Origin of the sequence: Methylophaga sp. UBA2689 (genome assembly GCA_002354555.1) — a bacterium.
Classification (GTDB): domain Bacteria; phylum Pseudomonadota; class Gammaproteobacteria; order Nitrosococcales; family Methylophagaceae; genus Methylophaga.
The window spans coordinates 28,674-53,467 of the sequence record DELT01000099.1; the positions used below are offsets into that span (position 1 = coordinate 28,674).

The 24,794-nt window shown below is 45.6% G+C and carries 19 protein-coding genes; 4 read left to right on the forward strand and 15 right to left on the reverse strand.

Annotated features, from left to right (window positions below; genetic code table 11):
* Nucleotides 1-62 precede the first annotated feature (62 nt).
* Entirely contained in the window at nucleotides 63-1,814 is a 1,752-nt protein-coding gene (locus B3M51_RS12340; protein ID WP_292759600.1) for a pyrroloquinoline quinone-dependent dehydrogenase, read from the reverse strand.
* A 186-nt stretch (nucleotides 1,815-2,000) separates the two neighbouring features.
* On the opposite strand from B3M51_RS12340, the gene B3M51_RS12345 reads away from it, so the two are divergent.
* Nucleotides 2,001-2,999: a cytochrome-c peroxidase gene (locus tag B3M51_RS12345; protein ID WP_292479491.1), complete on the forward strand. Its 999-nt coding sequence runs from the start codon at nucleotides 2,001-2,003 to the stop codon at nucleotides 2,997-2,999.
* Nucleotides 3,000-3,052: 53 nt separating this feature from the next.
* Here B3M51_RS12345 and B3M51_RS12350 read toward each other — a convergent pair whose 3' ends face one another.
* Both B3M51_RS12350 and B3M51_RS12355 read right to left on the reverse strand, forming a co-directional pair.
* Entirely contained in the window at nucleotides 3,053-3,655 is a 603-nt protein-coding gene (locus B3M51_RS12350) for a cysteine hydrolase family protein (protein WP_292759602.1), read from the reverse strand.
* 28 nt (nucleotides 3,656-3,683) lie between these two features.
* Complete coding sequence (locus tag B3M51_RS12355; RefSeq protein ID WP_292759604.1) at nucleotides 3,684-4,685, reverse strand: catalase family peroxidase; 1,002 nt, start codon at nucleotides 4,683-4,685, stop codon at nucleotides 3,684-3,686.
* Nucleotides 4,686-4,884: 199 nt separating this feature from the next.
* On the opposite strand from B3M51_RS12355, the gene B3M51_RS12360 reads away from it, so the two are divergent.
* From B3M51_RS12360 to B3M51_RS12370, 3 genes are read left to right on the forward strand one after another with little or no spacing between them, the layout of a single operon-like run.
* On the forward strand, nucleotides 4,885-5,472 hold the full coding sequence (locus tag B3M51_RS12360; RefSeq protein ID WP_292759606.1) for a TetR/AcrR family transcriptional regulator: 588 nt from the start codon (nucleotides 4,885-4,887) through the stop codon (nucleotides 5,470-5,472).
* Nucleotides 5,473-5,503: 31 nt separating this feature from the next.
* Nucleotides 5,504-6,502 (forward strand): zinc-dependent alcohol dehydrogenase family protein, encoded by a 999-nt coding sequence (locus B3M51_RS12365; protein ID WP_292759608.1) that lies wholly within the window; start codon nucleotides 5,504-5,506, stop codon nucleotides 6,500-6,502.
* 24 nt (nucleotides 6,503-6,526) lie between these two features.
* Nucleotides 6,527-8,467: a PQQ-dependent sugar dehydrogenase gene (locus tag B3M51_RS12370; protein ID WP_292759610.1), complete on the forward strand. Its 1,941-nt coding sequence runs from the start codon at nucleotides 6,527-6,529 to the stop codon at nucleotides 8,465-8,467.
* A 104-nt stretch (nucleotides 8,468-8,571) separates the two neighbouring features.
* On the opposite strand, the gene B3M51_RS12375 is transcribed toward B3M51_RS12370, so the two are convergent.
* From B3M51_RS12375 to nirD, 12 genes are all read right to left on the reverse strand, one after another.
* Nucleotides 8,572-10,284, reverse strand: coding sequence for a bifunctional protein-serine/threonine kinase/phosphatase (locus B3M51_RS12375; RefSeq protein ID WP_292479497.1), 1,713 nt, complete (start codon nucleotides 10,282-10,284; stop codon nucleotides 8,572-8,574).
* Nucleotides 10,285-10,298: 14 nt separating this feature from the next.
* Nucleotides 10,299-11,765: a NarK family nitrate/nitrite MFS transporter gene (locus B3M51_RS12380; protein ID WP_292759612.1), complete on the reverse strand. Its 1,467-nt coding sequence runs from the start codon at nucleotides 11,763-11,765 to the stop codon at nucleotides 10,299-10,301.
* A gap of 166 nt (nucleotides 11,766-11,931) precedes the next feature.
* Entirely contained in the window at nucleotides 11,932-13,431 is a 1,500-nt protein-coding gene (locus B3M51_RS12385; protein WP_292759614.1) for a diguanylate cyclase domain-containing protein, read from the reverse strand.
* A 37-nt stretch (nucleotides 13,432-13,468) separates the two neighbouring features.
* Nucleotides 13,469-14,746, reverse strand: coding sequence for an EAL domain-containing protein (locus tag B3M51_RS12390; RefSeq protein ID WP_292479500.1), 1,278 nt, complete (start codon nucleotides 14,744-14,746; stop codon nucleotides 13,469-13,471).
* A gap of 117 nt (nucleotides 14,747-14,863) precedes the next feature.
* Nucleotides 14,864-15,655 carry an ABC transporter ATP-binding protein gene (locus B3M51_RS12395; RefSeq protein ID WP_292479501.1) on the reverse strand — a complete coding sequence of 264 codons (792 nt, stop codon included), beginning with the start codon at nucleotides 15,653-15,655 and terminating at the stop codon, nucleotides 14,864-14,866.
* 9 nt (nucleotides 15,656-15,664) lie between these two features.
* Nucleotides 15,665-16,687 (reverse strand): ABC transporter permease, encoded by a 1,023-nt coding sequence (locus tag B3M51_RS12400; protein WP_292479502.1) that lies wholly within the window; start codon nucleotides 16,685-16,687, stop codon nucleotides 15,665-15,667.
* A gap of 39 nt (nucleotides 16,688-16,726) precedes the next feature.
* Nucleotides 16,727-18,118, reverse strand: coding sequence for a CmpA/NrtA family ABC transporter substrate-binding protein (locus B3M51_RS12405; RefSeq protein WP_292759617.1), 1,392 nt, complete (start codon nucleotides 18,116-18,118; stop codon nucleotides 16,727-16,729).
* A gap of 365 nt (nucleotides 18,119-18,483) precedes the next feature.
* Nucleotides 18,484-19,101 carry an ANTAR domain-containing response regulator gene (locus B3M51_RS12410; RefSeq protein WP_292759619.1) on the reverse strand — a complete coding sequence of 206 codons (618 nt, stop codon included), beginning with the start codon at nucleotides 19,099-19,101 and terminating at the stop codon, nucleotides 18,484-18,486.
* On the reverse strand, nucleotides 19,085-19,951 hold the full coding sequence (locus tag B3M51_RS12415) for a nitrate- and nitrite sensing domain-containing protein (RefSeq protein WP_292759620.1): 867 nt from the start codon (nucleotides 19,949-19,951) through the stop codon (nucleotides 19,085-19,087). Before B3M51_RS12415 ends, B3M51_RS12410 begins: the two co-directional genes overlap by 17 nt.
* 437 nt (nucleotides 19,952-20,388) lie before the next feature.
* Complete coding sequence (locus B3M51_RS12420) at nucleotides 20,389-21,636, reverse strand: hypothetical protein (protein WP_292759622.1); 1,248 nt, start codon at nucleotides 21,634-21,636, stop codon at nucleotides 20,389-20,391.
* 185 nt (nucleotides 21,637-21,821) lie between these two features.
* Nucleotides 21,822-24,470, reverse strand: a complete 2,649-nt coding sequence (locus tag B3M51_RS12425) for a nitrate reductase (RefSeq protein WP_292759624.1) — start codon at nucleotides 24,468-24,470, stop codon at nucleotides 21,822-21,824.
* Nucleotides 24,471-24,482: 12 nt separating this feature from the next.
* Nucleotides 24,483-24,791 (reverse strand): nitrite reductase small subunit NirD, encoded by a 309-nt coding sequence (nirD, locus tag B3M51_RS12430; protein WP_292354121.1) that lies wholly within the window; start codon nucleotides 24,789-24,791, stop codon nucleotides 24,483-24,485.
* Between the last annotated feature and the right edge of the window lie 3 nt (nucleotides 24,792-24,794).

The following is a 24,794-nucleotide window of genomic DNA, read 5'->3' on the forward strand; positions in this document are numbered from 1 at the left end:
AATATGCAGCATATTCAGCCATCTGAACTCCTTTCATCAGGATTTATCAATCCTGTAAAGTTTCAGGGTAGACTCCAGGCCCTGATTTTCTGTCCGGTTTTAAAACCAAACAGACGATTGCCACCCACAGCGACAGCAATATACTGTTTACCATTAACACTGTAGGTAATGGGTGGCGCATTGACGCCCGCTTCAGTTTTACCGCTCCAGCGTTTTTCTCCCGAATCAGCATCAAAGGCCATCAGTTCACCACTCCCTTCTCCGGTAAACACCAGACCACTGGCTGTACTTAAAACGCCGCCTATTAATGGATTTTCAGTTTTGACCTGCCAGACTATTTCCCCACTATCCAAATCAATTGCAGTTAATAAACCATGTTTTTCAGGAGTATTTAACGGAGACATTGAAGAATAACGCACCGCTTCTTCTCCATCCTTGGCGGCCTGTTTGTGTAATTTATATTCCACCGGCCAGTGAATGGCGGCAATAAATACCAAACGTCTGCGAGCATCCACTGAAACGGGAGACCAGTTTGCCCCGCCCATTACACCAGGATAAATAACCGTGCCTTCGCTGCTGGGAAGTTCAAACATGTTTTTTTGCGGGACAAAGGCTTCACTTTTATAGAGAAACTTACCATTTCGTCTATCATGCACATAAAACCAGCCGGTTTTACCGGCTTGCCCAATGGCGGGGGTAGGTTTTCCCTGGATTGTAATATCAAATAAAACCGGGGGACTAGCCACATCGTATCCCCAGCTGTCATGGGGGACTTGTTGATAATGCCAGCGATAATCTCCACTGTTGGCATCAAGTGCCAGTAGTGAACTGCTGTAAAGATTATCTCCTGGTCTGGATGAGCCTTCCATTTGCGGTGAAGGATTACCAGTACCAAAATGCAGGATGCCAGTGTAAGGATCGATAACTGGCGTACTCCATGCCGAAGCACCACCATAGCGCCAGGCGTCGCTATGCTGTTCCAGCGAGGCTTTTTCCTTTGCAATATCGCGCGGTAATTTCACCCCATCAGCGGTTTTGGTAACAAAATCACCTTCCCAGTTTTCAGCCTTGATGGTATCAAACTGCCATTTCTGTTTACCGGTTTCAATATCATAGCCAGCCATGAAACCGCGTCGACCATATTTCCCGGCTATCCCGACGACAGCGCCCAAAGGTGAATCAGAGTCTGTAGCATCAAGATGTAAACCATATCCCACACCAGTAATACCAATAATGACTGTATCCTGATAAATCATCGGTGCCATATTGATACCCGCTCCGGAGGTGCCGGATACACTGCCCAATTCCGTATCGTCGAGCGTGCTGACATCTTCCTGAATACCACTGTTTTCATCAACAACACGATTATCCCAGCGTTTTTCGCCTGTTTTGGCATCCAGTGCAATCAGTCTGGCATCAATAGTGCCGGTCAAAACCATTCCATTTGCAACAGCCACACCGCGATTCGCAGGACCACAACAAATGGGATAATCTTCATCTAAATCATGTTCGTAGCGCCATAACTGATTACCTGTCGCAGCGTCCAGCGCAACCACATCATTAAATGGCAAGGAAACATACATCACACCATCCTGAACCACCGGTGTCGCCTGGAAAGTCTCATTTACACCGGTATCAAACTCCCATGCTTCAACCAGCCCCATAACATTACTTTTGTTAATCTGCGTCAGCTTACTGTGCCGTTGGTGCAGATTATCACCACCGTAAACGGGCCACTCAATCTCTTTTGCTAAAACTGGCAGGGATAATATAGTTAAAAGCCCCCCCAACCAGATGACGTGTTTTAAAGGCATGGTTTTCTCTCTCTTGATTATTTTTAGTTATGATAACAATTACTATCGAGCGAGGATTATTTATCCCGTAAATTGGATCTTATGATCCAGATCAAATCAAAGCCCGATAACCCTACAGCAAATAAGTAAGTCTCCCTACAATCAAATTATCAACACCTGTTGTTAATCAGATAAGTGAGGTAAGTAATGTATAAAACACTACTGGTAGGACTTATAACGTTTTTAAATATATCCCCTGTGTTGGCAGATAATCTTAGAAACGAGCCCATCAAACCGATAAAGCCGTTTATTATTACCGAACCCGCCAAAGTTGAACTCGGGAAAAAACTTTTTTTTGACCCCAGACTCTCCCGCTCGGGTTTCATATCCTGTAATTCCTGCCATAACCTCAGTATGGGTGGAAGTGATAACTTGCCGACTTCCATTGGTCATAATTGGCAGCAAGGCCCAATCAACTCTCCCACCGTACTCAATTCCAGTATGAATCTGGCCCAGTTCTGGGATGGTCGGGCAGCCGATTTACAGGAACAGGCTGCCGGACCAATTGCTAATCCGATGGAAATGGCTTTTAGCCACTCTCTGGCCATTGATGTTTTGCGTTCGATTCCACAATACGTTGCTGCATTCAATGAAATCTATGGCAGCAATGAGATTACTCTGGATCAGGTTACCAATGCCATAGCGGCCTTTGAAGAAACCCTGGTCACTCCTAATTCTCGCTTTGATCTTTGGCTTAAAGGCAATGACAATGCTTTGACTGACACTGAAATTGCCGGTTATCAGAAATTTAAAGAAATCGGTTGTGTGGCCTGTCATAACGGGGCTGCTGTAGGTGGCAGTTCATTCCAGAAAATGGGGATTATGGAATCCTACCAGACCGAAAACCCGGCTGAAGGACGTATTGCAGTGACCGGTAAAGATGCCGACCGCTTCTCCTTCAAAGTGCCAACTTTACGTAATGTTGAGTTGACCTACCCTTACTTCCATGACGGTGCCTATTGGAAACTGGAAGATGCCGTCGATGTGATGGCCAGACTGCAGCTGGGGCAGAAACTGGAAAAACAGGACATTCAAAACATAACTGCATTTTTGAAAACCTTGACGGGTGACCAACCCAAATTTGCCGTACCACAATTGCCACCGTCTACTGCTGACACACCAATTCCAGTTCCTTTTGAAGACTGATCAGTCAACAACGCCCGCCAGTATTGATTACCGGCGGGCTTTCTATGGAGTTTTTAATCAGGCAGATCTGCAACCCTATCAACTACTGCCGCATATAAATCTCGAGTTGAAGCAATCGCACCATCCTGAACCTGCTCAGCCGAAATAACTTTGCCACCCGCAGCCTGAAGCGGTCGGGTTGCTGTTGCACTGGCCACAACAGTTGGTTTATACCCCAGATTAAATCCGCCATGCGCTGTGGAATTTACACACATATGTGTCATAAATCCTGCCAACACAATATTTTCAATATTCAGCGCTTTCAGCCTTTCATCCAATTCAGTTTGCACAAACGCATTGGGAAAGTTTTTGGTAATAACGTATTCCCCGTCTTTAGGTGCCACCTCATTGGAAATCTGGCCAATATCCGTAGTGAGATCGTAAGGTGAGCCCATGCCACCATCATGTTGAATATGAATGACAGGGATATTTAACGCCCTTGCACGTTCCAGCAAAGCTTTGGCTTCAATAATAGCTTTTTCTACACCTGTGAGCTGCATAACTCCCACACGATAGGTATTCTGACAATCAACCATGATCAGTGCTGAATCACTTAAACGGGCCGGCTGATGGCCAAGGCCGACAATATCTCTCAATGTGGTGGGTGTGTTACTCATATTGCTCCTTTAAAGAATCATTTGGATTTTATTCTGCACGATGCTGAAAACTGACCGCATAGGCTGCAGGGCGAGCCAGTAATATAGGATCATCTGAAGGTTCAATACCCTCCGGCAAAGCCAGTGGGTTGAACATGGTTTTGCGTTCATATTCCAATGCATTACCTTTAACCGCTTCTATAACAATGGTTCCTAACTCAACCACTTCACGACTTTCCGGCCAGATAACCGTGGCATCATCCACTTCATCATTTTCATTGGCAATTTGCAGTTTTAGATGAAATTTCACCAGTTCTCGCGGCAAACGTTCGCGAATTTCATTCATCAGATAATCGTTATTCTGTTCACCGGCTACTTTCTGTCCAAGCATTTTTTCATCTTCATATGGCTCAACAATATAACGTCCATAAACCGACTGGCCGAGCTCATTGGTAAATTTAAATGCATTAATGCTGTGATATGACAATACGGCGAAACTTGCCGGTACCGGTTTTGGATATTCCGCAAAGGCTTTTGCAGCTGGATTTTCCTGAATATATTTTTTTAATGGCGTGGGCGATTCTTCACTTTTTGCTGATTTTTTAACCGCCGTCATAAACTGCAAAAATTCCTTTGGGGTAGAAGCAGGAAACCGTGGTACTGAACTCAATACCAGATCCGTGTATTCGTCATCTTCCAGACTAAACCGGACTGCCATTCCCTTGATGATTCCCCTTGGGTCATTATCGGCAATATCCGGAATACCGGTGCCATTTGAAAATCTTACAACGATAGGAGTCGCATCATCATTATTGAAATGTTCTGCTTTAGAGATGCGTGAGGCAGATTCATCTGGATAAAAATCTCCTTTTAACACCACACCTTTCGCATGAACCGCTCGCATACCTTCATGAGGTCCGTTAAATAATTCATGCTGAATATCGACAATCTTCGCCACCGTCTCTACATCATTTTCCTCAGCATAAGCCGACATAGATGAAAGACTCATTAACAATGCCGCCATCGAACCTGTCATTTTTGTGATTTGCATGTTTGCCTCCAATATTCATTATGAATCCATTTTCATGAAGCCTTTGAATAATACGAACCTTTCTGCCTAAATTAGTTCAAGAATTCATAGGTTCCAATAACATCGATTAAAACTGGGCCATTAAAATCAAATTTACTGGTTTGCACTTACTAGACGACTGGTCTATTATGGGACCACTTTAGTAGACGACCGGTCTAATATGACACGCATCGAAACAAGACAATCATTAATTCAAGTGGGTACCGACGTTATTGGTAGCCATGGATTTAATCCTACCGGCTTAAATACGGTATTGAAAACAGCGGGCGTCCCCAAAGGCTCCTTTTATTATTACTTTGCCAGTAAAGAAGAATTTGGTCTGGCAATCATTGATGAGTTTGCAGTTGCCTATAACGATAAAATTGCTCATTTCCTGAACAACGAGGCTCTAAGCCCTCTGCAACGTATTCGGGCCTATCTGGATGACGGGCTGGCGACAATACGTGAGGGCATGTGTAAACGCGGCTATTTGATAGGTACATTGGGACAGGAATTATCCAGCCAGAATGAAACCTTCAGAGTTCGCCTTGATCAAGTCTTCGAAGGCTGGAAACAACAATTCGGCCTGTGCCTGAAGTCCGCTATCGACTGTGGCGAGCTCTCTGAAGAAGCCGATGTTGAACAACTTTCCGAATTTTTATTATCGGGATGGCAAGGCGCAATTCTGCGCGCCAAAATGCATTCCAGCATTACACCACTCCAGGCTTTTATCGATATCGTTTTTACAAACGTATTGATTAACCGATAGCCATATTCTCACATTTACCGGGGGTTCTTTTATGAGCAAAGTTGCTCGTTTCCATCAGACAGGTGGACCTGAAGTTTTACAACTGGACGATATGGAGATATCCGCACCTCAAGCCGACGAAGTGTTGCTCAAAATTAACACCGTGGGTCTGAATCGTGCTGAGGTCATGTTTCGCAGTGGCCAATATCTGGAAGTACCCGAGCTTCCTGCACGACTCGGATACGAGGCATCAGGCATCATCGAACAGGTAGGTTCCAATGTCAGCCAGTTCAAAACCGGCGATAAGGTTAATGTGATTCCAGCTTTTTCAATGAATCAATACGGTACCTATGCTGAAAAAGCTGTTTTACCGGTTCATGCTATCGTTAAACAACCACCCAGTATGTCTGACAATGAAGCAGCGGCTGTGTGGATGCAATATCTTACCGCCTGGGGTGCATTGATTGATATCGGGCAGTTAACCCAAGGACAGACAATACTGATTCCTGCGGCATCCAGCAGTGTCGGTCTGGCCGCCATTCAGATAGCGAATCAGGTTGGTGCCATTCCAGTAGCAATTACTCGTACAGCGGCTAAAAAGTCCATGTTGCTTGAACATGGTGCCCAACATGTTATTGTCAGTGAATCCCAGCAAATAACCGAGCAGGTACAGCTGATTACGGGTGGTAAAGGTGCGGAGATGGTGTTTGATCCTGTCGCCGGACCAGCATTAAATGAATTAGCCAACGCGTGTGGACGATTCGCACAAATTTTCGTCTACGGTGCGTTAAGTACTGAGGCCACACCTTTTCCATTATTTACAGCCCTGGAAAAAGGCCTCACCTTTCGCGGATATACCTTGTTTGAAATCAGCCAGAATGCCGAGCGTTTACAACGCGGTGTGGAATTTATCGAAAAAGGCTTGGCTGCCGGCCACCTCAAACCGATTATTGCCAAAACCTTTTTATTGGATGACATTGTTGCTGCACATCAGTACATGGAATCCAACCAACAAATTGGCAAAATCATTGTCACCACTTCAAAAAACTAATGCTTTTCACAATGGAGGAATCCAATGAAGTTTAACCTCAAGACTCTAAGTGCCTTAACCCTTGCTTCGCTTGGTTTAATTAGCACTGCTAGCTTCGCCGATGCAGCTGATGTCGAAAAAAACCTGCATAAACTCAATGTACCTGATGGCTTTAAAGTTGAAGTCTATGCCGAAGTGCCAGGCGCAAGGCAAATGGCACTGGGCCAGTCCACTGGTACAGTGTTTGTCGGTACACGTGGCCAAAAAGCTTATGCAGTAGTGGATCGCAATAAAGATCGTAAAGCCGATGAAGTGGTCACTATTCTTGACGACCTTAAAGTCGGTAACGGTGTCGCCATGTATCAGGGCAACTTATATATTGCCGAACAAAACCGTATTGCTCGCTATGCAGCGCCTGGATTTGATCTGACCCTGCCCTTTAAGCAAATGCGCGAAGTGATTTATGAAGATCTGCCTGATAAAGCGCATCACGGCTGGCGTTATATTGACTTTGGACCCGATGGCAAACTCTATGTCACTGTCGGTGCCCCCTGTAATATCTGCGATGTAAAAGGTCAGGAAGCCACCATTATCCGGATGAATCCGGATGGCAGTGATGCTGAAATCTATGCTGAAGGTATTCGTAATTCTGTCGGTATGGATTTCCAACCGGACACCGGAACATTGTATTTTACTGATAACAACACCGATATGATGGGTGATGACATTCCACCGGGTGAATTAAATGCTGCACCTGAAAAAGGCATGCACTTTGGCTTCCCCTACTATGCCGGCGGTAAAGAACGTCATGAAGACTGGGCCGATAAAACACCGCCCAAAGATGTCACCTTCCCGGTCGCTGAATTTCAGGCCCATACTGCTGCACTGGGCATGAAATTTTATACCGGCAACATGTTCCCGGAAGATTTCAAAGGAGATGTCATCATTGCCCAGCATGGTTCATGGAACCGCACAGAACCGGTTGGCTATCAGTTAATGCGTGTCACATTTGATGCAAACAATGAAGTCAGTGGTCATGAAACCTTTATCGATGGATGGTTAAATGATGGTGAAGCGTGGGGCCGTCCTACGGATGTCCTGCAATTACCTGACGGCTCGGTGCTTGTCTCTGATGATTTTAATGGCGTGATTTACCGGGTCAGTTACGGTGAAGAACAGAGTGATGCTCAAACCACCAGCACAAGACATGGCAACAACACGATAGAAAATCTGATGATGCCGGAATCAGCTATCGCCCATCCGGATGGTCGGGTGTTTGTCACTGAAATCGGTGAATTTGGTAAAAATGGTGATGGTAAAGTCACTGTTGTGAACACCGATGGCAGCACTGAAACGCTAGTCGACGGCCTCAATGATCCCAAAGGCATCGATATGTTTAACAACACGCTTTATGTGGCCGATGTTGATCAACTGGTGAAAATCAGTCTGGATGGTCAAAGCGAAGTGATGGTTAAACCAGGTGATTTTCCAGGTAAACCAGTGTTTCTAAATGATGTCGAAATTGACGGCCATGGCAATGTATATGTATCCGACAGTGGTGACGATAACGGCAAAGATGCCGGTATTTATCAAGTCACAGCCGAAGGCAAGGTAACTGAAATCATCAAGCAAAATTCCGGTATCAAACGTCCCAACGGTTTGTTAATGGATGGCTATAACAAGATGCTAGTAGCTGATTTTGGCACTGGTGACTTGTTTCAACTTGATATTAACTCCGCTAAAGCCACTAAAGTGAACAGTGGTTTTGGGGGTGCAGACGGTCTGGTTCGGGATACTGATGGATTTTTATATATCAGTGACTGGAATAACGGCAAGGTATGGCAGTTAAATGAAGCGAAAGCTACGCCACAATTGATCACCGACGAGTATAAAGCCGCAGCTGATATTGCTTTATCAGCCGATGGTAAACATATCCTGATGCCCGATATGAAAGCCGGAAAACTGTATTTTCTGCCTATTAAATAAAGCTTGTTTAAGCTCTTCAAAAAGCCGGGATTCGTCCCGGCTTTTTGGTTTTTAACGATCCGATTCAAACCAGATATGGATATAATTCGAAAGAGCCTGCTACGCTACCCCACCAACAGATAAAGCAATAGCAGATTAAATAACACACTCAAAGCTGCACAGGTTTGCCAGAATCGCACCGGATGACGTTCAATCAACGGCACATAGTCAGTTTGTAAAAATGCCGGGTTGGGTTTTATCAGGTCCGTCTGCAGTTCGGATAAGGCTTCATAGCGTCGTTGTGGATTAAGCTGTACGGACTTTTCTATCGCTTTATCAACCCACACAGGAATATCCGTTCGAACCAATGTCAAAGACTGATAATTCAGGCGACTCAATTGCTGACGATTCATCTGTTTTTCGAAACGCTTTCCGTACGGTAACTGTCCGCTCAGCAATTGGTAAATAATCGAACCCAAAGAAAACTGATCGGCCTGCACCCCCGCTTGCTCTCCCAGCAAATATTCCGGTGCGGTAAATTCTTTGGTTCCCAGCAGTTTTTTGCGTTCTATTGGCGAGGCCACATCGGCAATACCCGCAATACGGGTAGAACCAAAATCGATAATTTTTATGATCCCTTCATCACTCAGCATGATATTGCCGGGTTTAAGATCCTGATGCAGCATATCCAGTCGGTGAAAAGCCCGTAATCCAGAGATGAGCTGTGGGAGTATCTGTCTTACTTCATTCAGGCTAAGCGGCCCTTCATCATCCAATTTCTGTTGCAGGGTTTTTCCCACCACATATTCCATCACATAATAAAGAAAACGCCGGGAACGCTGTTGCTCAACGATGCGAACTACATGAGCATTGTCAATTCTTCGGCCAATCCATTCTTCCAACTGAAAGCGTTCCAGATAAGCGGGATCATCTTCAAAGTTCACTGAAGGGGTTTTCAATACCACTTTCTGCTGGGTTTCGGTATCGATTGCCAGATACAACTGACTGGTCGAGCTGGCATGCAGCTCACGTAACACCCGGTAACCATCAAGAATGACACCTTCATACAATTCTGGTGGGAACGGTAACGCCGTTAATCGTGCATAAACTTCATCCGGCTTCGGTTCAGACAACTCATCAATACAAAAAACCTGGCAACTTACATTATCTCCACTGCCGTTTTGCAGCGCTAACTCACACAAGTCTTTGGCACACTGCTCAGGATCAACATCATCACTTAACTGCTGTTTGATGACATTGTCGGCAACAAACTCATAAACGCCATCCGTCATCAAGATAAACACATCACCGCGCTCAACGGCCAGATTCTTGTAATCGATTTCCAGTGCATAATCGACACCGAGCGCCCGGCCCAGATATTCTTTTCCTTCATCCAGTTTTATCCGGTGATCCTGGGTCAGTTGTTCCAGCGTATTGTTACGAAAAAGATAGATTCGGGCATCGCCGACATGAAACAGATGTGCGGTAACCGATTTGATGATCACCGCCGAAAAGGTAGTGGCAAAACCCCGTGACATTTCCCGAAACTGATGACTCTGCCCACACAGCCAGACATTAATCGCCGTTAATACCTTGCCACCGGATTGTTTGACCGACCAGGTATCTGGTGTGCTGTAATAATCGGCAATAAATCCGGTGATGGCTGCATGACTGGCCTCGCGAGCCTGCTCGCTGCTACTGATACCATCGGCAATCGCACAGATGGCACCCTTACTTTCCAGCAGCAAGCTATTCTCCGGGGCATAAAAACCAATCGCATCCTGATTTTCTGCTTTTACCCCGGCCCGCGAGTATTGTCCGCAACGGACTTTCAGCATGATCTCGATCCCGTTTAATGAACGTCGATCATTTGCACGGTTCCATCCGGCAACACTTCTGCCATCTGGCCACGCGGCTCATCCATAAATTGCACTACGATCAAGGTAACAACAGCGGTGGCGGCAATTACCCAGAAAAATAACTGCGCTGAAACCACTGACAAAACTGTTAAAAATAACAATGCACCGACATTACCATAAGCACCTGCCATCCCGGCAATTTGTCCGGTCAGACGACGTTGTACTAAAGGCACCACAGCAAAAACCGCGCCCTCACCTGCCTGAACAAAGAACGAACAGCACATGGTTGCCAACACAGCTAACACAATAAACCATTCGGGCGTAATCAGGCCCATAACAAAATAGCCCACAGCCAGACCTGCCAGACAAATAGTTAATGTCAGTTTACGACCCAGCTTATCACTGAAGTAACCACCGGTTGGACGCGAAACCAGATTCATAAAGGCAAAACCAGATGCCAATAGCCCGGCCTGAACAACAGTAATATCAAATGTTTCACTAAAAAATAGCGGTAACATCGACACCACCGCCAACTCAGAACCGAAGGTTGCCAGATAGGCCAGATTCAGCACCGCGACCTGCTTGAATTTATAGCGATGAATTTCCGGAACTGGGGTATGAAATATAGATTTGTTGACCTGATAGATATGATATAGCTGGTACAAAAACAACAGCACCAGCCCAGCATAAATCAGTAAGGTCACCGACTCAGTCAGTAATGAGACCCCACTTGGTGACAGTTTCCATGCCAGTAGTGCCAAAGCGCCATACATCGGCAGAGTCATCAAAATTAATAAGGCAAAGTCGCCTTTGCTGGTGACTTCCATCGCCCCAGATTTTTTCGGTTTGAAATAAGTTGACCCTTTCGGCGTATCAGAAACGCTGTTGTAATAGATAAACGCATAAATCAATGCAATCAAACCAGTTAAAGCAACCGCATAACGCCAACCTTCTTCACCGCCAAACATCAACGCAATTGTCGGCAGACTCATCGCCGCTGCAGCTGAACCGAAATTCCCCCAACCGCCGTATATGCCTTCCGCCAGACCAACCTGTTTGGCTGGAAACCATTCTGAAATCATTCGAATACCGATAACAAACCCGGCACCGACAAAACCCAGCATAAAACGGGCTAAGGCCATTTGTTCAAAACTGTCGGCCATCGCAAAAAAGAAACACAACATACTGGAAATCCCCAGCAGCAATGAATACATGATTTTGGGGCCGTATTTATCCACTAACATGCCCACCACAATCCGAGCAGGAATGGTCAGGGCGACATTCAAAATCAATAGGGTTTTAACTTGCTGGTCGGTGAGGCCAAGTGTTTCTTTAATTGAAACCAGTAATGGTGCATGGTTAAACCAGACCACAAAACTGATAAAAAAGGCCATCCAGCTGAGATGTAAAATGCGGCTGTTACCGCTGAAGGATAAAAATTTTAAATTTGAGGCAGACATTGTGTTCTCACTTCAGAACGTTTGACCAACATTGGTCACCGTCTAAAGCGGGAATTATGCCAACTTGTAAGCTATTGATTTTGTTAATTACTTATTATTTAAACAGGTATCTTATGCACTTATTTAAACCACAACTATTCTTGCTGCACCATGGCTGTGCAGTTTGTCAGGCGACAAAGGCCACAGCATTCTTACCTGACTGTTTCACCCGGTACATCGCTTCATCGGCGGCTTTTAACAAGGCATCAATGTTTTCACCATCCTCAGGATAACGGGCGATCCCAATACTGGCTCCTACCTGACAAGGGCAGTTATCAATCACCATTTTTTCGGAAAGTGTGGCAATGATTTTATCGCCTACCGTTTGTAAATGCCTATCATTATCTACATCACTTAGCAGCACGACAAACTCATCGCCGCCGATACGAAATACGGTATCTGAGGCACGTAAACGCTGACCAATGCGTTGGGCTACCTCAATCAATAAGGCATCTCCCACATGATGGCCACAATCGTCATTGACGGATTTGAAGTTATCCAGATCAATAAACATCATCGCCAGCGAAGTCCCCTTGCGCTGTGCCTGTAAAATGGCCTGTTCTGCCAGCAGGCTGAACTGGGCCCGATTGGCCAGACCGGTCAAACTGTCTTTATGCGCCATTTCGGTAAGCGCCAGCTCCAGTTGTTTGCGTTCGGTAATATCGCGAATATCACCGCTGAGTTCGATGGTGCGACCATCTTCACTACGATTGAGTTGAAGTAACATTTCGGCATCAATTAATTCATTGTCAGCCCTTACCAGCTGTACTTCACAGCGACTATAAGGCAAAGGCCGAAATTTTTTGGCCAATAACAACAAATGTGAGATGCGGGTCGCTGATTCCTGATCAAACAAGCGATGATAAGGTTGGCCGAGATAATACCGCTCTTCGTGTTGCAGCAATAATTTTACTGATGCACTTATAAAAGTGATATTACCGCTGGCAGAATTAATGACGATAACGATATCAGAGCTTTTTTCCATCAGCTTACTGAAATACTGCTCGCGACGAATCAAACGATTTATTGCCATAGCAAATGACAACAGAATCAAAATCACAATAATGCTCTGTAATCCTCTTAACAAATATGTTTGGCGTTTAGCAGAAGCTTCGAGTTGATTGGTTAATTTATTCATCAAAGCAAGTAACTGCAGATTATCAGCCACCATGGCATTCACCAGTTGCTCCAACGCTGAATCATTAAGTTGCATTTGTTGAATAGATAGATATAAGGGTTTCCACAACGCAACCGACTGCTCCAGTGTTGTTTGTATTACGGTTTCCTTGAATTGTTCAACCTGGATAAGCTGACTATCGGCACTAAGTGTTTCACCACCGTTAATCATGGCGTTCAGAGTTTGATCGAATAAGGACATGGCCTCCATCAGTTCCTCAAAGGCCGCGTCGGTATTGAGTCCCTGATTCTGCTGATAATGCATTAACAGCAGTGATTTGGTCATTTTCTGTGACAACATGCGTTGTCGACCGGCAATATTGATATTGATTGAGGAGGCTTCCAGCTGAACCGAAATACGATAATTCATTGCCAGTAACGTGATATCAAAGATGATCACCAGACTGAGTGGCAACAAAAAATGTCTGTACTTACTGATTACCTCAAACATTCCCGCCCCCCTTGTTATCCGCTGAGGATTTTCAGCGTTAATCGTCCTGCCAGTCCAGGTCGCAACAAAATACATATAGCTTGTTATGCACCACTACCGTCTGGGAGACCGTGATGCACATTCTGGAGTCAGCGACGGATAGATAGGGTCGACTTAGCTGCATTTCGCCGGGATGTTCAATGGCTCTGAAATGATAGTGTTTGTGTGACCAATTAGCATTATCACCTGACAAAAGCGGGGTAAAACGCGTGTCCATTTTTTGCTGGTAATTCGGAGAATAGACATTTCTGGCCATCTGATAACCCACTTCATCCAGTAAATAACAGCGTACGGCTCGCTTTTCCTGAAACAGAATAAGGGTGCTGGTATCGAAGGCATTAGTAATGGAAAATTCACTGATGGCCTGACGAAACAGCGTTTCTATCTTTTTGAAATCCTGATTCATTTGATGGCTGTTTTTAAAGCGCTGACGTTGCTGAATTTTCAGTAAATGATCAATATCTTCAGCAAATTTACTATTTTGCGAGATGCGTTGCTGCGGTCGGGCAAAATAGAAGCCCTGAACCATATCGGCATTAGCCGCTATAGCCACCAGTGCTTCTCGTTCAGTTTCCACCCCTTCTATCACCACCAGGCTGCCGGCTTCGTGTATCAGTGATACGACGCCGGTCAGAATTCGCTCAACCCGGCTCGAGGTTCCCGCACCATGGATCATGCTGCGATCAATTTTTACGATGTCCGGTTCCAGTTCCCAGATACGATCAAAATTGGAATGCCCGGCACCAAAATCATCAATCGCTATCAGGCAACCCAAATCCCGAAAATGGCGGATCAAACTGCGTAAATATTGACGATCATCAATTTCACTTTCCAGAATTTCAATAACCACCCGATGTGGGGAAATTCCGGTCTGCTCAAATAACGCATTCATAAAGCCGGCATCAGGGCGCTCAGCGACCAGACATTGTGAATTAAGGTTTAGAAATAACCAGGCTTCACCATTCGGCTGACGGGCAAAATTGTGCATATGCAACCGTCGACATAATCGATCCAGAGACAGATTTTCGACACCGGTTTGCGGTATTGCCAACAGCTCCATTGGTGAATGGGGTTGTTTTTCGGTATCGACCGCGCGAATCAGCCCTTCATAGCCAACAGGACGACGATGCGAAATGCTGAAAATGGGCTGAAAATGACTGCTCAACGTTAAATGATGATAATCAGCCGTCACATATAGACTGGTTTGTTCAGCATCATGCATCTGCTGCATTGGCATACCTTTAAATTCTGATTGGAAAGCAACTGTGTTCAACATAATATAGCGGCCAATTCACCGAGAAGTTTTGTTAATTATCAAACCTGCCCAACGTGAGCAGGTTTGATTCACACTTGCATCCATGCCAACGCGTCTTATTTAGCTCATTTCAACGCATCAGGCAGCCTTCCTGGCATGCCTTTGATGTAAAAATTTAATCACTTCAGAACGGTAATGGTTGTAATCAGGATTGTCAGCTAGGTCCAGTCTTTGTCTTGGTCTGGGGAGATCTACCTGCAGAATTTCACCAATACTGGCCGCCGGGCCATTAGTCATCATCACGATTTTGTCAGACAGCAACACGGCTTCATCCACATCATGAGTAATCATAATGACCGTGTTATTCAGATCCGACTGAATCTCCATCAGCGAGTCCTGCAAATGCGCCCGGGTTAAGGCATCTAACGCACCAAATGGTTCATCCATTAATAATACTTTTGGCTCCATCGCTAACGCTCTTGCGATACCGATACGTTGTTTCATGCCACCTGAAATTTCCGCTGGAAGTTTGTCTTTGGCATGGGTCATATGCACCAATTCCAGATTGTGTAATGTCCAGTCACGAATCTGTTGCCGGTTACGGGTTTTACCAAACACTGACTTTACTGCCAACTCGACATTTTGATAGCAAGTGAGCCAGGGAAACAAGGCATGATTCTGGAACACGATGGCGCGATCCGGACCAGGTTCATTCACCTCTTTGCCCTGCAGAATAACGCCACCTTCAGTGGCTTGATACAAACCACCGACAATATTCATCACAGTGGATTTACCACAGCCGGAGTGACCAATAATACTGACGAATTCGCCTTTGCTGATTTGGATGTTCACGTTATCCAACGCCCTAAATGGACCATTGGCGGTTGGAAAATCAATGCTGACATGATCGATATTTAAATAACTTTCCATTGTCTGCTCCTAGCGAATAGTTGCTGTTTTGTCGTATGAGAAAAATTTCTGCAATGTGAGCATAATGCGATCCAATGCAAAGCCAATGAGACCAATGGCCAATACCGCGACCATAATCCGGCTGAGCGAATTGGAGCTGCCATTTTGGAACTCATCCCAGACAAACTTACCCAGACCCGGGTTTTGTGCGAGCATCTCTGCTGCAATTAACACCATCCAGCCGATCCCCAGCGAAATTCTCAACCCGGTAAAAATCATCGGAATGGAAGAAGGAATCACGATTTTCCACACAGTGGTGAAATACCCCAGCCTCAATACCTTGCCCACATTGAGCAAATCACGATCAATAGATGACACGCCAACTGCAGTATTAATCAAGGTGGGCCACAATGAACACAACATGACGGTGATGGCCGAGGTAATAAATGATTTGGAAAACATGGGATCGGCTGAAACATATACCGCACTGACCACCATAGTCACAATGGGCAGCCAGGCTAAGGGTGATACCGGTTTGAAAATCTGGATCAGTGGATTTATCGCGTTATACAAATTCTGACTCAAACCACTGACGATACCGATCGGAATCGCAATCAGACTGGCCAGCAGAAAACCGACAAATACGGTAAACAAACTAGTCCATATCTGATCTATAAAAGTGGGTCTTCCATTGAAGTCCCTAACTTTAATTTCGGCCTCTGGATTTTTCGCCAGTTTGTCCGCATTCCGCTGTTCCTGACGCTGATAGAAATCGGTCTCACGCTGACGTTCTGCCTGATGTTCTTCATTAAGCACCTTGGCCTGCTCCCATACCTGGACTGGTCCGGGCAATTGGCCAAGACTGGTATCAACTTTGGCAGCAGCCAGATGCCAGAAAAACAGAAAGGCAAGCATTGCCACCAACGGCAAACCAATCATTTTAACTAGCTGTTGAAATTGAAACCCAACGGGTTCCCCACCAGCGATTTTCGCCAGTGGGACGAACCAGTTGAGCCCCGTTATTTCCAGAAAATATATGAGTTTATCGTTCATAAGAGTCCATCTTTGTCAGTTTTATGAAAAGCAGGTGGATTAATCCACCTGCTCCTCTCCTTTCAGGCCAATGGCAAATTTTTCCAGGTAAGCATTGGGTGCTGACCCGTCAAATTCGATGCCATCAATAAACTCATTTTGAGCCGGTTTAAAACCCGTTTCAGAGGAGAAATCCGGGAAATCTGCTGCAGCTAACTTGCCCTCTTCAATCAATTCTTTTGCTGCAATTTGATAAATATCTGGACGATAAACTTTCTTGGCCATATCGGTATACCAGCTATCCGATTTGGCTTCCGATATCTGCCCCCAACGACGCATTTGGGTCAGATACCAAATGGCATCACTGTAATAAGGATAGGTCGCGTTATAACGGAAAAACACGTTGAAATCGGGGATTTCGCGTTTATCACCTTTTTCGTATTCAAAGGTGCCGGTCATGCTGTTGGCAATGACATCGTAATCAGCACCGACATAATAACTTTGTGAAAGTATTTCAACGGCCTCAGGACGATTGGCATTATTCTCAGCATCCAGCCAATGTGCAGCACGGATGAGGGCCTTTACTAATGCAATATGAGTGTTGGGGTTTTCATCAGCCCATTGCTGACTGACACCGAACACCTTCTCTGGATTATTTTTCCAGATTTCGTAATCGGTAATCACCGGTACCCCGATTTCCATAAATACTGCCTGCTGATTCCATGGCTCGCCCACGCAATAACCTTCAATGGTTCCTGCTTCCATCGTCGACGGCATTTGAGGTGGAGGGGTTACCGATAACAAGGCTTCTGCCTTAAGCTGACCACTACTGTCACCTTTATGTGGTGCGTAATAGCCTGGGTGAATGCCGCCAGCTGCCAGCCAGTAACGTAATTCATAGTTATGGGTAGAGACCGGAAAAACCATGCCCATATTGAACGACTTACCTTGTTGTTTGTAACTATCAATAACCGGTTTTAAAGCTTCAGCACTGATCGGATGCTGGGGGTTGCCATCCTCTGCCGTGGGAATATGCGGTTTCATCTGCTCCCATACATTATTGGAAACCGTAATCGCATTACCATTGAGATCCATACTGAAGGCCGTAATGATATCGGCTTGGGTTCCATACCCAATCGTCGCACCAAGGGGTTGTCCGGCAAGCATGTGGGCGCCATCAAGTGCTCCATTAATGACACCATCCAACAGCACTTTCCAGTTTGCCTGGGCTTCCAGGGTGACGTACAAACCTTCGTCTTCAAAAAAGCCTTTTTCATAGGCGATTGCAAGGGGCGCCATATCGGTGAGCTTGATAAAACCGAGACGAAGATCTTCTTTTTCCAGCTCGCCCGGAGCTGCCAGTGAATTTGTGGAAAAACTGATAACACCGAGGATGCCAAAGGCAGATAACCAGCGGCGTATGGAATGAGAATTTACTTTGGGTAAAGACATAAAAAGCTCCAACTTTTATGGCCAGTTCAGTCTGATGACTCCATTACTGGAGATCATAAAAACAAGGCCAGAGGACAGAAAACGGCGACGTTGCCCGATACCGGGGAAATCATTTCCAGACACGGTTTTCAATCCTGCGTTGGATTGTTCCAGGACCTTAGCCAAGAACAAAGATGGCTATGAAACAACAGATCCCACTGTCCCATTTGCAGTTAATATGCCAATTACATACCTATTTAAAAATTTATAAATTTCAGTCACTTATTAAATCGCTTTACTAAAACTCAGTTTCAACTTGCGTCGCTTTGGGGCTTAACAAAAAGTCTGGCACCCAGATGGTGCAGCAGCAGACAGCTTTATTTCATTCAGGTATGAGGATGTGTTTCCAGCAGGTTCGCCGTAGCCAACACCTGTTTCGCCAACATCCCCAGACGCATGTTCTGGTTCATCGCTGTGGTGCGTAATAAACGATAAGCTTCGTCCTCGCTGCACTGACGCTGTTGCATCAATACGCCTTTGGCACGATCAATAATCTTGCGTTCCGCCAGTTTGGTTTCCAGTGATTGCACCTGTTCACGCATCGTCTGTTGTTGCTGGAAACGATTTCGTGCAGTGCTCAGTAACGGCAGGACCCGGTGCGGTTGTAAACCATCAACCACATATGCACTGACGCCAAGCTCAATAGCCTGTTTTTCAACCTGCGCGTCATACACATCGGTGAAAATAATCACTGGCATCGGTTGTTGTCTGAGTAACATATCGACAAGCGCCATCATGTCACTATCGCAATTACGAACGGCCAGAATGAACATGCCGGTAAATTCGAGTTGTTTCATGGCCAGTTTAGGAAGGGAAGCCGATTGATTGGTCACCTCAAACATGGTGCCACTCAATTGTTCGACTAATTGCTGTGCTATATCTGAACGATCGCACACCAATGTGGAATTAAAATTTTGTGTCATGATGTCAGTTGAGTTTCGCATGATTATCCGCAGCATAGTTAATGATAAGAGAAAACACATTGAGTACCGTATCAATGGCACGGGTGGCCGTTTTAAAATATTCATCGGCTGATAAGGTAATCGAACCTTCAATCAGCACTTGTTGATCAATGATCTGTAATAATAAATCTGTATCTCGTTCGATTTTGCCATTTTGACCAGCCAGAATCCCTACCAGGTCTTTATTGCGTATTCCGGCAGTTTCCCTGAGTAATTCGCCTATTCTGCTGTTTGCCGTTAAACGTTGGAAAGACAACATCATCGTTTCGGTGCCCCCTGCCTGACCTCGGGCACACAGGGTCGATCCAACGGCACGCATTTGGCCGAGTATTTCAGCAGCTCTGAGAGTGTCCAGACAGATTTCGGATAAGCGAGTGATGTTATCCAGCATAAAATGATGAAGGTTGTACAAACGGCTGAGATCGTCAAACAAAGACAATTGGCCTTCGATCATCGCATTGTGCTGACGAATAACCTGATGAGGAGTCAGATTGCGATCCAGTACCTGCTTTTTCAGCCGCGGCCAGTGATCTACAAACGATTGCCATTGCGGTAGCGTTTGCATTTCGGTGTTTTGAGCACCGAGAATGAATTGATCGATTTGTTGTTGCAGGAAGGTCAGCTTGCCGACCAGGGAAGCATTTCCAGCGCAGACAGCACTGCTGGTGCCGCGATGCTGCTGAGATAAATCAATTAACTGTTTTAAATGAACCAGTTGTGAAATGGCAAGTTCAGTACGCCGTTTATCACGGAAATTCAGGGTAAATTGTCTGGTAGCAGCAAAACATGCTGCTACCGATAATGCACCTGCAATGGTGGGATTGACTATCATAGTCTGACTCTCAATTAGTCGTTGTTCCGATTATTCCCAGCTGAAAAGATAACCAGCCATTAAACCTAAGGGAGAAATCAACACCAACAAAAGCAGCTTGAATAACTCTTTCATCAAATAGAAAAAATCAACTAAGTATCCCATTGTTGTGGCCTCCTTCTTTGTATGGCAACGACAAGGATATTGCATAAGCTGTGCCAGAGATAAAAATGTTATTTTTCAATACCTTAAAAATTAACGCCCGCCTTTTATGCATTAAAATGGGCTGTGTTAAACGGACCGTCGCTTATTTTTGGTGCGTGAAACCAGAATGACATGCAAAAAAAAGCCAGCCCTCAAAAGGACTGGCTTGGCACAAACATAGGTTTTGCTGATTTTTTAATCGCCACTAATACTGGTAGTTACAAAGATCAACGGGCCCTGGCGCCGAGGAGATATTAGAATTTTACTTGACCGTAAACCCAGAACTTTTCGGTATCCACTAATGATTGAAATTCATCATCCGCTTGATAATCAGCGTATTTCACACCCACGGTGTAATGCTGGTTAAAGGTTTTTTCCAACAGGATATCCAGTTCATTACCGGCATCCAGACTGTCCTGATCCGTTTCAAAGTCGTGGTAGGAAACAATCAGTTTGGCTCCAAAAATCACATTGCCAACGACTGTTAAATAAGTGTCTTTCAGACCCTGCGCAGGTGTGTTGAGGAATTGATCGGCCCAGCCCTGAAACGCATGATTGGTACCCAGTGGTGTTTTAAAACTGTCCGTACCATCCCCTTCCTGTACTTCATAAGAGAGTTTGGCCATCCAGCCTTTATGCTTGGCACCCAGTTCTGCCAGATAATAATCCTGAGCATCCATGGTGCCGCTTTTATAATCGCTTTGACGGGCATATTCAGCACTGTAAACCAGGTTCCAGCTATCATTAATTGCTGGTGCACCACTGAGCCGCGCTCCTAATGTTTTAGAGGATGTCGCTTTTGCATCTTCGTATTCCAGCAAATATCCATAGCCTTCCAGCTTGCCAAACGGTAAACCGCTGTATTGGGCATTAAGCAAATGAGCTTCAACATCAATTACACCATTTCTTATAATGCCAGCATCACGATCATCACCAAATATAGTGTTGATTTTATTAACAAAAGCATAGCTCAACTTAGTATCTGGCAACGAACTATTCTGCAGAGAAAAAGCATCAAAAGTCTGATGATTCTGCCGCCATAACACATTACCGATATAGCGATGGAACGGTGCATCCCGGTAGGTAATTTGTTGACGGCCAAATTTCGCTACGGTATCAAAGCCCTGATAACTCAGATAAGCCTGATTGACTTCAGTACCATCTGGATCTGCCACCACTGAGTATTCAGTCTCACCATTTGTTGTACTGTTATAGTTATCCCCACCCAAATCAGTAACATTCTCAAACTCGATAAATGCACCAAAACCATTTAAACGACCGGTTTCATAGCCCAAGGTCGAACGGACAGTAAACGCATCAGCATCTTTCAAAGCATTATCCTGTTCAACAGCCTCATAACGGGCACGGGCAGAAAAACTGACTTTTCCGCCAGTCAGAGCCTCAATAAAGCTGTCTTGTTCCGCTGCAGCCGCTGTCATTGAAAATGTACCAATGAAGCTCGCCATCAACGTCGTTGCAGTATATGTAGGTAATTTTGACATGATCCTTCCTTATTTACGGGCCGCGGAAATACCTTCGGCGACCGAAATATCAAAAAAATAGAGATTGATTTGCCACGTCGTTATGGCTGCATACGCGCTGGGCGGTTCAGAGGGCAATGCATCATCGTAAATACACAACACTCGTCAATTTAGGTTGGCAGAAACAGGCTCTGCCATAACATCTGTCAGGAATTAGCCAACAGCTGTTTTAATTCGGGAATGCATGAACCACAATTGGTTCCGGCTTTTAAACATCGACCAATATCATCAACTGATTTGGCTTCACCTTTACGGATAGCGTCTTTAATCGTGGTTTCACCTACACCGAAACAGGCACAAACCATTTTGCCTTTATCCTGCTGTCCAGGGCCTGGACGGCCTGCCAGCAGACTTTGCCGGGCAGTCGCATCCAAAGTTTGTTCAGTAAATAATTGTGACAGCCAGCCACGTTCCGGCAGATGATGATCTGCAGCCAGAAACATCACTGTCTGTAACTGGTTATCAACAATATTGGCAGCACGATAGCGGCCAGCTCGCTGATCACTGAATTCAATCCACTCACCTTGCTGCTCAGTAATATTCTGGATCCACTCAAGTGGCTGCTCTACCCAGTTTTCACCGGCCAGTTCATAGCGCCAGAACTGCTGACCTTTCACCTTGACCCAATAGGCTGTTTCAGTGAGGCTCAACGGTTGGCGGGATAAAATAAAGCCATGCCAGCGCGGTAAAAATGGTCTTACATTGACCGGTGTATGTTTGGACTCGGGTTGCCCGGAAATCGGATCGGTTATCGGTGCAACCAAGGTATCGACACGTGCCTGCGAAGCAAATTGACCATTCCAGTGAATCGGTACAAAGATACTCCCAGGTCGTTGATCCTGAGTTAGATTAACCCGCCCGGTAAGTCTTCCCCATTTGCTCTCAACTTGAGCCAGTGCCTTGTTCTGAATTTGCCAGTGTCCGGCATCAACTGGATGCATATCAATCATCGGTTCACTGATATGAGCATTTAATCTTGGCGCCCGTCCAGTGCGGGTCATGGTATGCCACTGATCACGGATACGGCCGGTGTTTAACACCAAAGGATAGGTATCATCCACTTCGTTTTGCGGATAATGCGGATCAACCGCAATCATTCTGGCTTTACCGGAGGTGGTATAAAAATGATTATCGGCAAACATTCTGGCCGTGCCCTGAGGCGCATTTTCGGTCACTGGCCACTGAATCGGCTGCAGAGCAGCATATTGTTGCTCAGTAATACTAGCCAAGGCACTGATATCAAAATCACGCTCACCCTGATTTTCAAATGCTGACAATCTGGCATGTTCACGAAATACATCTACGGCCGTTTCAAACTGAAACTGTTCAGCAAAGCCCATACGTTTGCCGACTTCCTTGAGCATCCACCAATCGGCTTTAGCTTCACCGGGTGCTGGTAGAAAAGCCCGTTGATGACTGATACGGCGTTCCGAGTTGGTGACAGTGCCGTCTTTTTCGCCCCAACCAAGCGCCGGCAGCAATACATCAGCAAATTCGGTGCAGTCGGTTTGCTTTTCAATTTCAGAGACAATGACCAATTCACACTTTTCCAATGCTCTCTTGACTTGATCAGCATCCGGTATACTCACCACCGGATTGGTGGCAATAATCCAGACAGCCTTGATCTCGCCCCGCTCTATTGCCTGAAACATCTCAATAGTTTTATGACCGGCCGTGTTGGTTAAGCGATCGGTGTTCCAGAAACGTGACAAACGATCATGATGTTCCGGTTTGTCTATTTCCATATGAGCAGCCAGCTGATTACTCAGACCACCGACTTCGCGTCCACCCATCGCGTTAGGTTGGCCGGTAATAGAAAATGGGCCCATGCCCACTTTGCCAATCCTGCCCGTGGCCAGATGGCAATTGATAATGGCATTACATTTATCGGTGCCACTGGTGGATTGATTGACGCCTTGGGAGAACAGGCTGATCGTTTTTTCAGTAGAGGCAAACAGTTGATAAAACTTCGCTATATCAGCTTCGGATAATTCCGTCTGACGTGCCACCTGTGGAATATTGGCGGCGGTTTTGCCCGCCGAATCCAGTGATGAAGCAAAGCCTTCCACATATTGCTCAAGATAATGCCAATCGATACAGTCATGCTGTTTGAGATAGCTCAGCAAACCATTAAATAAAAACGCATCGGCACCGGGCCGTAATGGCAGATGCAGATCGGCAATATCACAGGTAGCAGTTTTACGTGGATCAATCACCACCACTTTCATATCTGGGCGGTTTTGCTTGGCCTGAGTAATACGCTGAAACAACACAGGATGACACCATGCAGTATTCGATCCGACAATCACCAGCAGATCATTCTGTTCAAGATCCTCATAACTGCAGGGCACCGTATCACTGCCAAATGCCCTTTTGTGAGCGGCCACGGCGGATGACATACACAAACGGGAATTGGTCTCGATATTGCCACTACCAATAAAGCCTTTCATCAGCTTATTGGCCATATAGTAATCTTCGGTCAGAATTTGACCCGACACATAAAACGCCACTGCATCCGGCCCATATTCATCAATGATCTGTTTAAACCGGTCACTGACATGGTCCAGTGCGTTATCCCAGTCAACCCGTTTGCCATTTAGCTGTGGATACAATAAACGGTTATCCAGACCGACGGTTTCACCTAAGGCAGAACCTTTCGAACACAAGCGCCCTAAATTAGCTGGATGGGCCGGATCACCTTTTATGGCGACCGTACCATCCGTTTGCGGTGTCGCTAAAACGCCGCAGCCGACGCCGCAATAGGGACAAGTTGTTTGTGTCGCGTGTTGTGCCAAAACAGTCAATCCTCAGAGTGCAATGTAAATCAGGCCGTCTTCGACTTTGGTATCAAATGATCGGGTGCAACCTTCGTCTGGACCAGTGGCCTCACCACTGCTTAAATCAATCACCCAGTTATGCAATGGGCAGGCGACACGTTTGTCGTAAACAATCCCTTGAGACAGCGGGCCTTTTTTGTGTGGGCATTGATCAAACAAGGCAAATACCTCATCCCCACTGGTCCGAAAAATCGCCACATCCCCATCCGGTGTGGTCATCACTCGTGAGCCTTTTTGCGGTACGCTTTCTACCGGTCCTACTTCTGTCCAATTTTGCATTTG

Excerpts from the sequence above, each read along its gene's own strand:
- B3M51_RS12340 (WP_292759600.1), bottom strand. The coding sequence starts at position 1,814 with ATGCCTTTAAAACACGTCATCTGGTTGGGGGGGCTTTTAACTATATTA.
- B3M51_RS12345 (WP_292479491.1), top strand. The coding sequence starts at position 2,001 with ATGTATAAAACACTACTGGTAGGACTTATAACGTTTTTAAATATATCC.
- B3M51_RS12350 (WP_292759602.1), bottom strand. The coding sequence starts at position 3,655 with ATGAGTAACACACCCACCACATTGAGAGATATTGTCGGCCTTGGCCAT.
- B3M51_RS12355 (WP_292759604.1), bottom strand. The coding sequence starts at position 4,685 with ATGCAAATCACAAAAATGACAGGTTCGATGGCGGCATTGTTAATGAGT.
- B3M51_RS12360 (WP_292759606.1), top strand. The coding sequence starts at position 4,885 with ATGACACGCATCGAAACAAGACAATCATTAATTCAAGTGGGTACCGAC.
- B3M51_RS12365 (WP_292759608.1), top strand. The coding sequence starts at position 5,504 with ATGAGCAAAGTTGCTCGTTTCCATCAGACAGGTGGACCTGAAGTTTTA.
- B3M51_RS12370 (WP_292759610.1), top strand. The coding sequence starts at position 6,527 with ATGAAGTTTAACCTCAAGACTCTAAGTGCCTTAACCCTTGCTTCGCTT.
- B3M51_RS12375 (WP_292479497.1), bottom strand. The coding sequence starts at position 10,284 with ATGCTGAAAGTCCGTTGCGGACAATACTCGCGGGCCGGGGTAAAAGCA.
- B3M51_RS12380 (WP_292759612.1), bottom strand. The coding sequence starts at position 11,765 with ATGTCTGCCTCAAATTTAAAATTTTTATCCTTCAGCGGTAACAGCCGC.
- B3M51_RS12385 (WP_292759614.1), bottom strand. The coding sequence starts at position 13,431 with ATGTTTGAGGTAATCAGTAAGTACAGACATTTTTTGTTGCCACTCAGT.
- B3M51_RS12390 (WP_292479500.1), bottom strand. The coding sequence starts at position 14,746 with ATGTTGAACACAGTTGCTTTCCAATCAGAATTTAAAGGTATGCCAATG.
- B3M51_RS12395 (WP_292479501.1), bottom strand. The coding sequence starts at position 15,655 with ATGGAAAGTTATTTAAATATCGATCATGTCAGCATTGATTTTCCAACC.
- B3M51_RS12400 (WP_292479502.1), bottom strand. The coding sequence starts at position 16,687 with ATGAACGATAAACTCATATATTTTCTGGAAATAACGGGGCTCAACTGG.
- B3M51_RS12405 (WP_292759617.1), bottom strand. The coding sequence starts at position 18,118 with ATGTCTTTACCCAAAGTAAATTCTCATTCCATACGCCGCTGGTTATCT.
- B3M51_RS12410 (WP_292759619.1), bottom strand. The coding sequence starts at position 19,101 with ATGCGAAACTCAACTGACATCATGACACAAAATTTTAATTCCACATTG.
- B3M51_RS12415 (WP_292759620.1), bottom strand. The coding sequence starts at position 19,951 with ATGATAGTCAATCCCACCATTGCAGGTGCATTATCGGTAGCAGCATGT.
- B3M51_RS12420 (WP_292759622.1), bottom strand. The coding sequence starts at position 21,636 with ATGTCAAAATTACCTACATATACTGCAACGACGTTGATGGCGAGCTTC.
- nirD (WP_292354121.1), bottom strand. The coding sequence starts at position 24,791 with ATGCAAAATTGGACAGAAGTAGGACCGGTAGAAAGCGTACCGCAAAAA.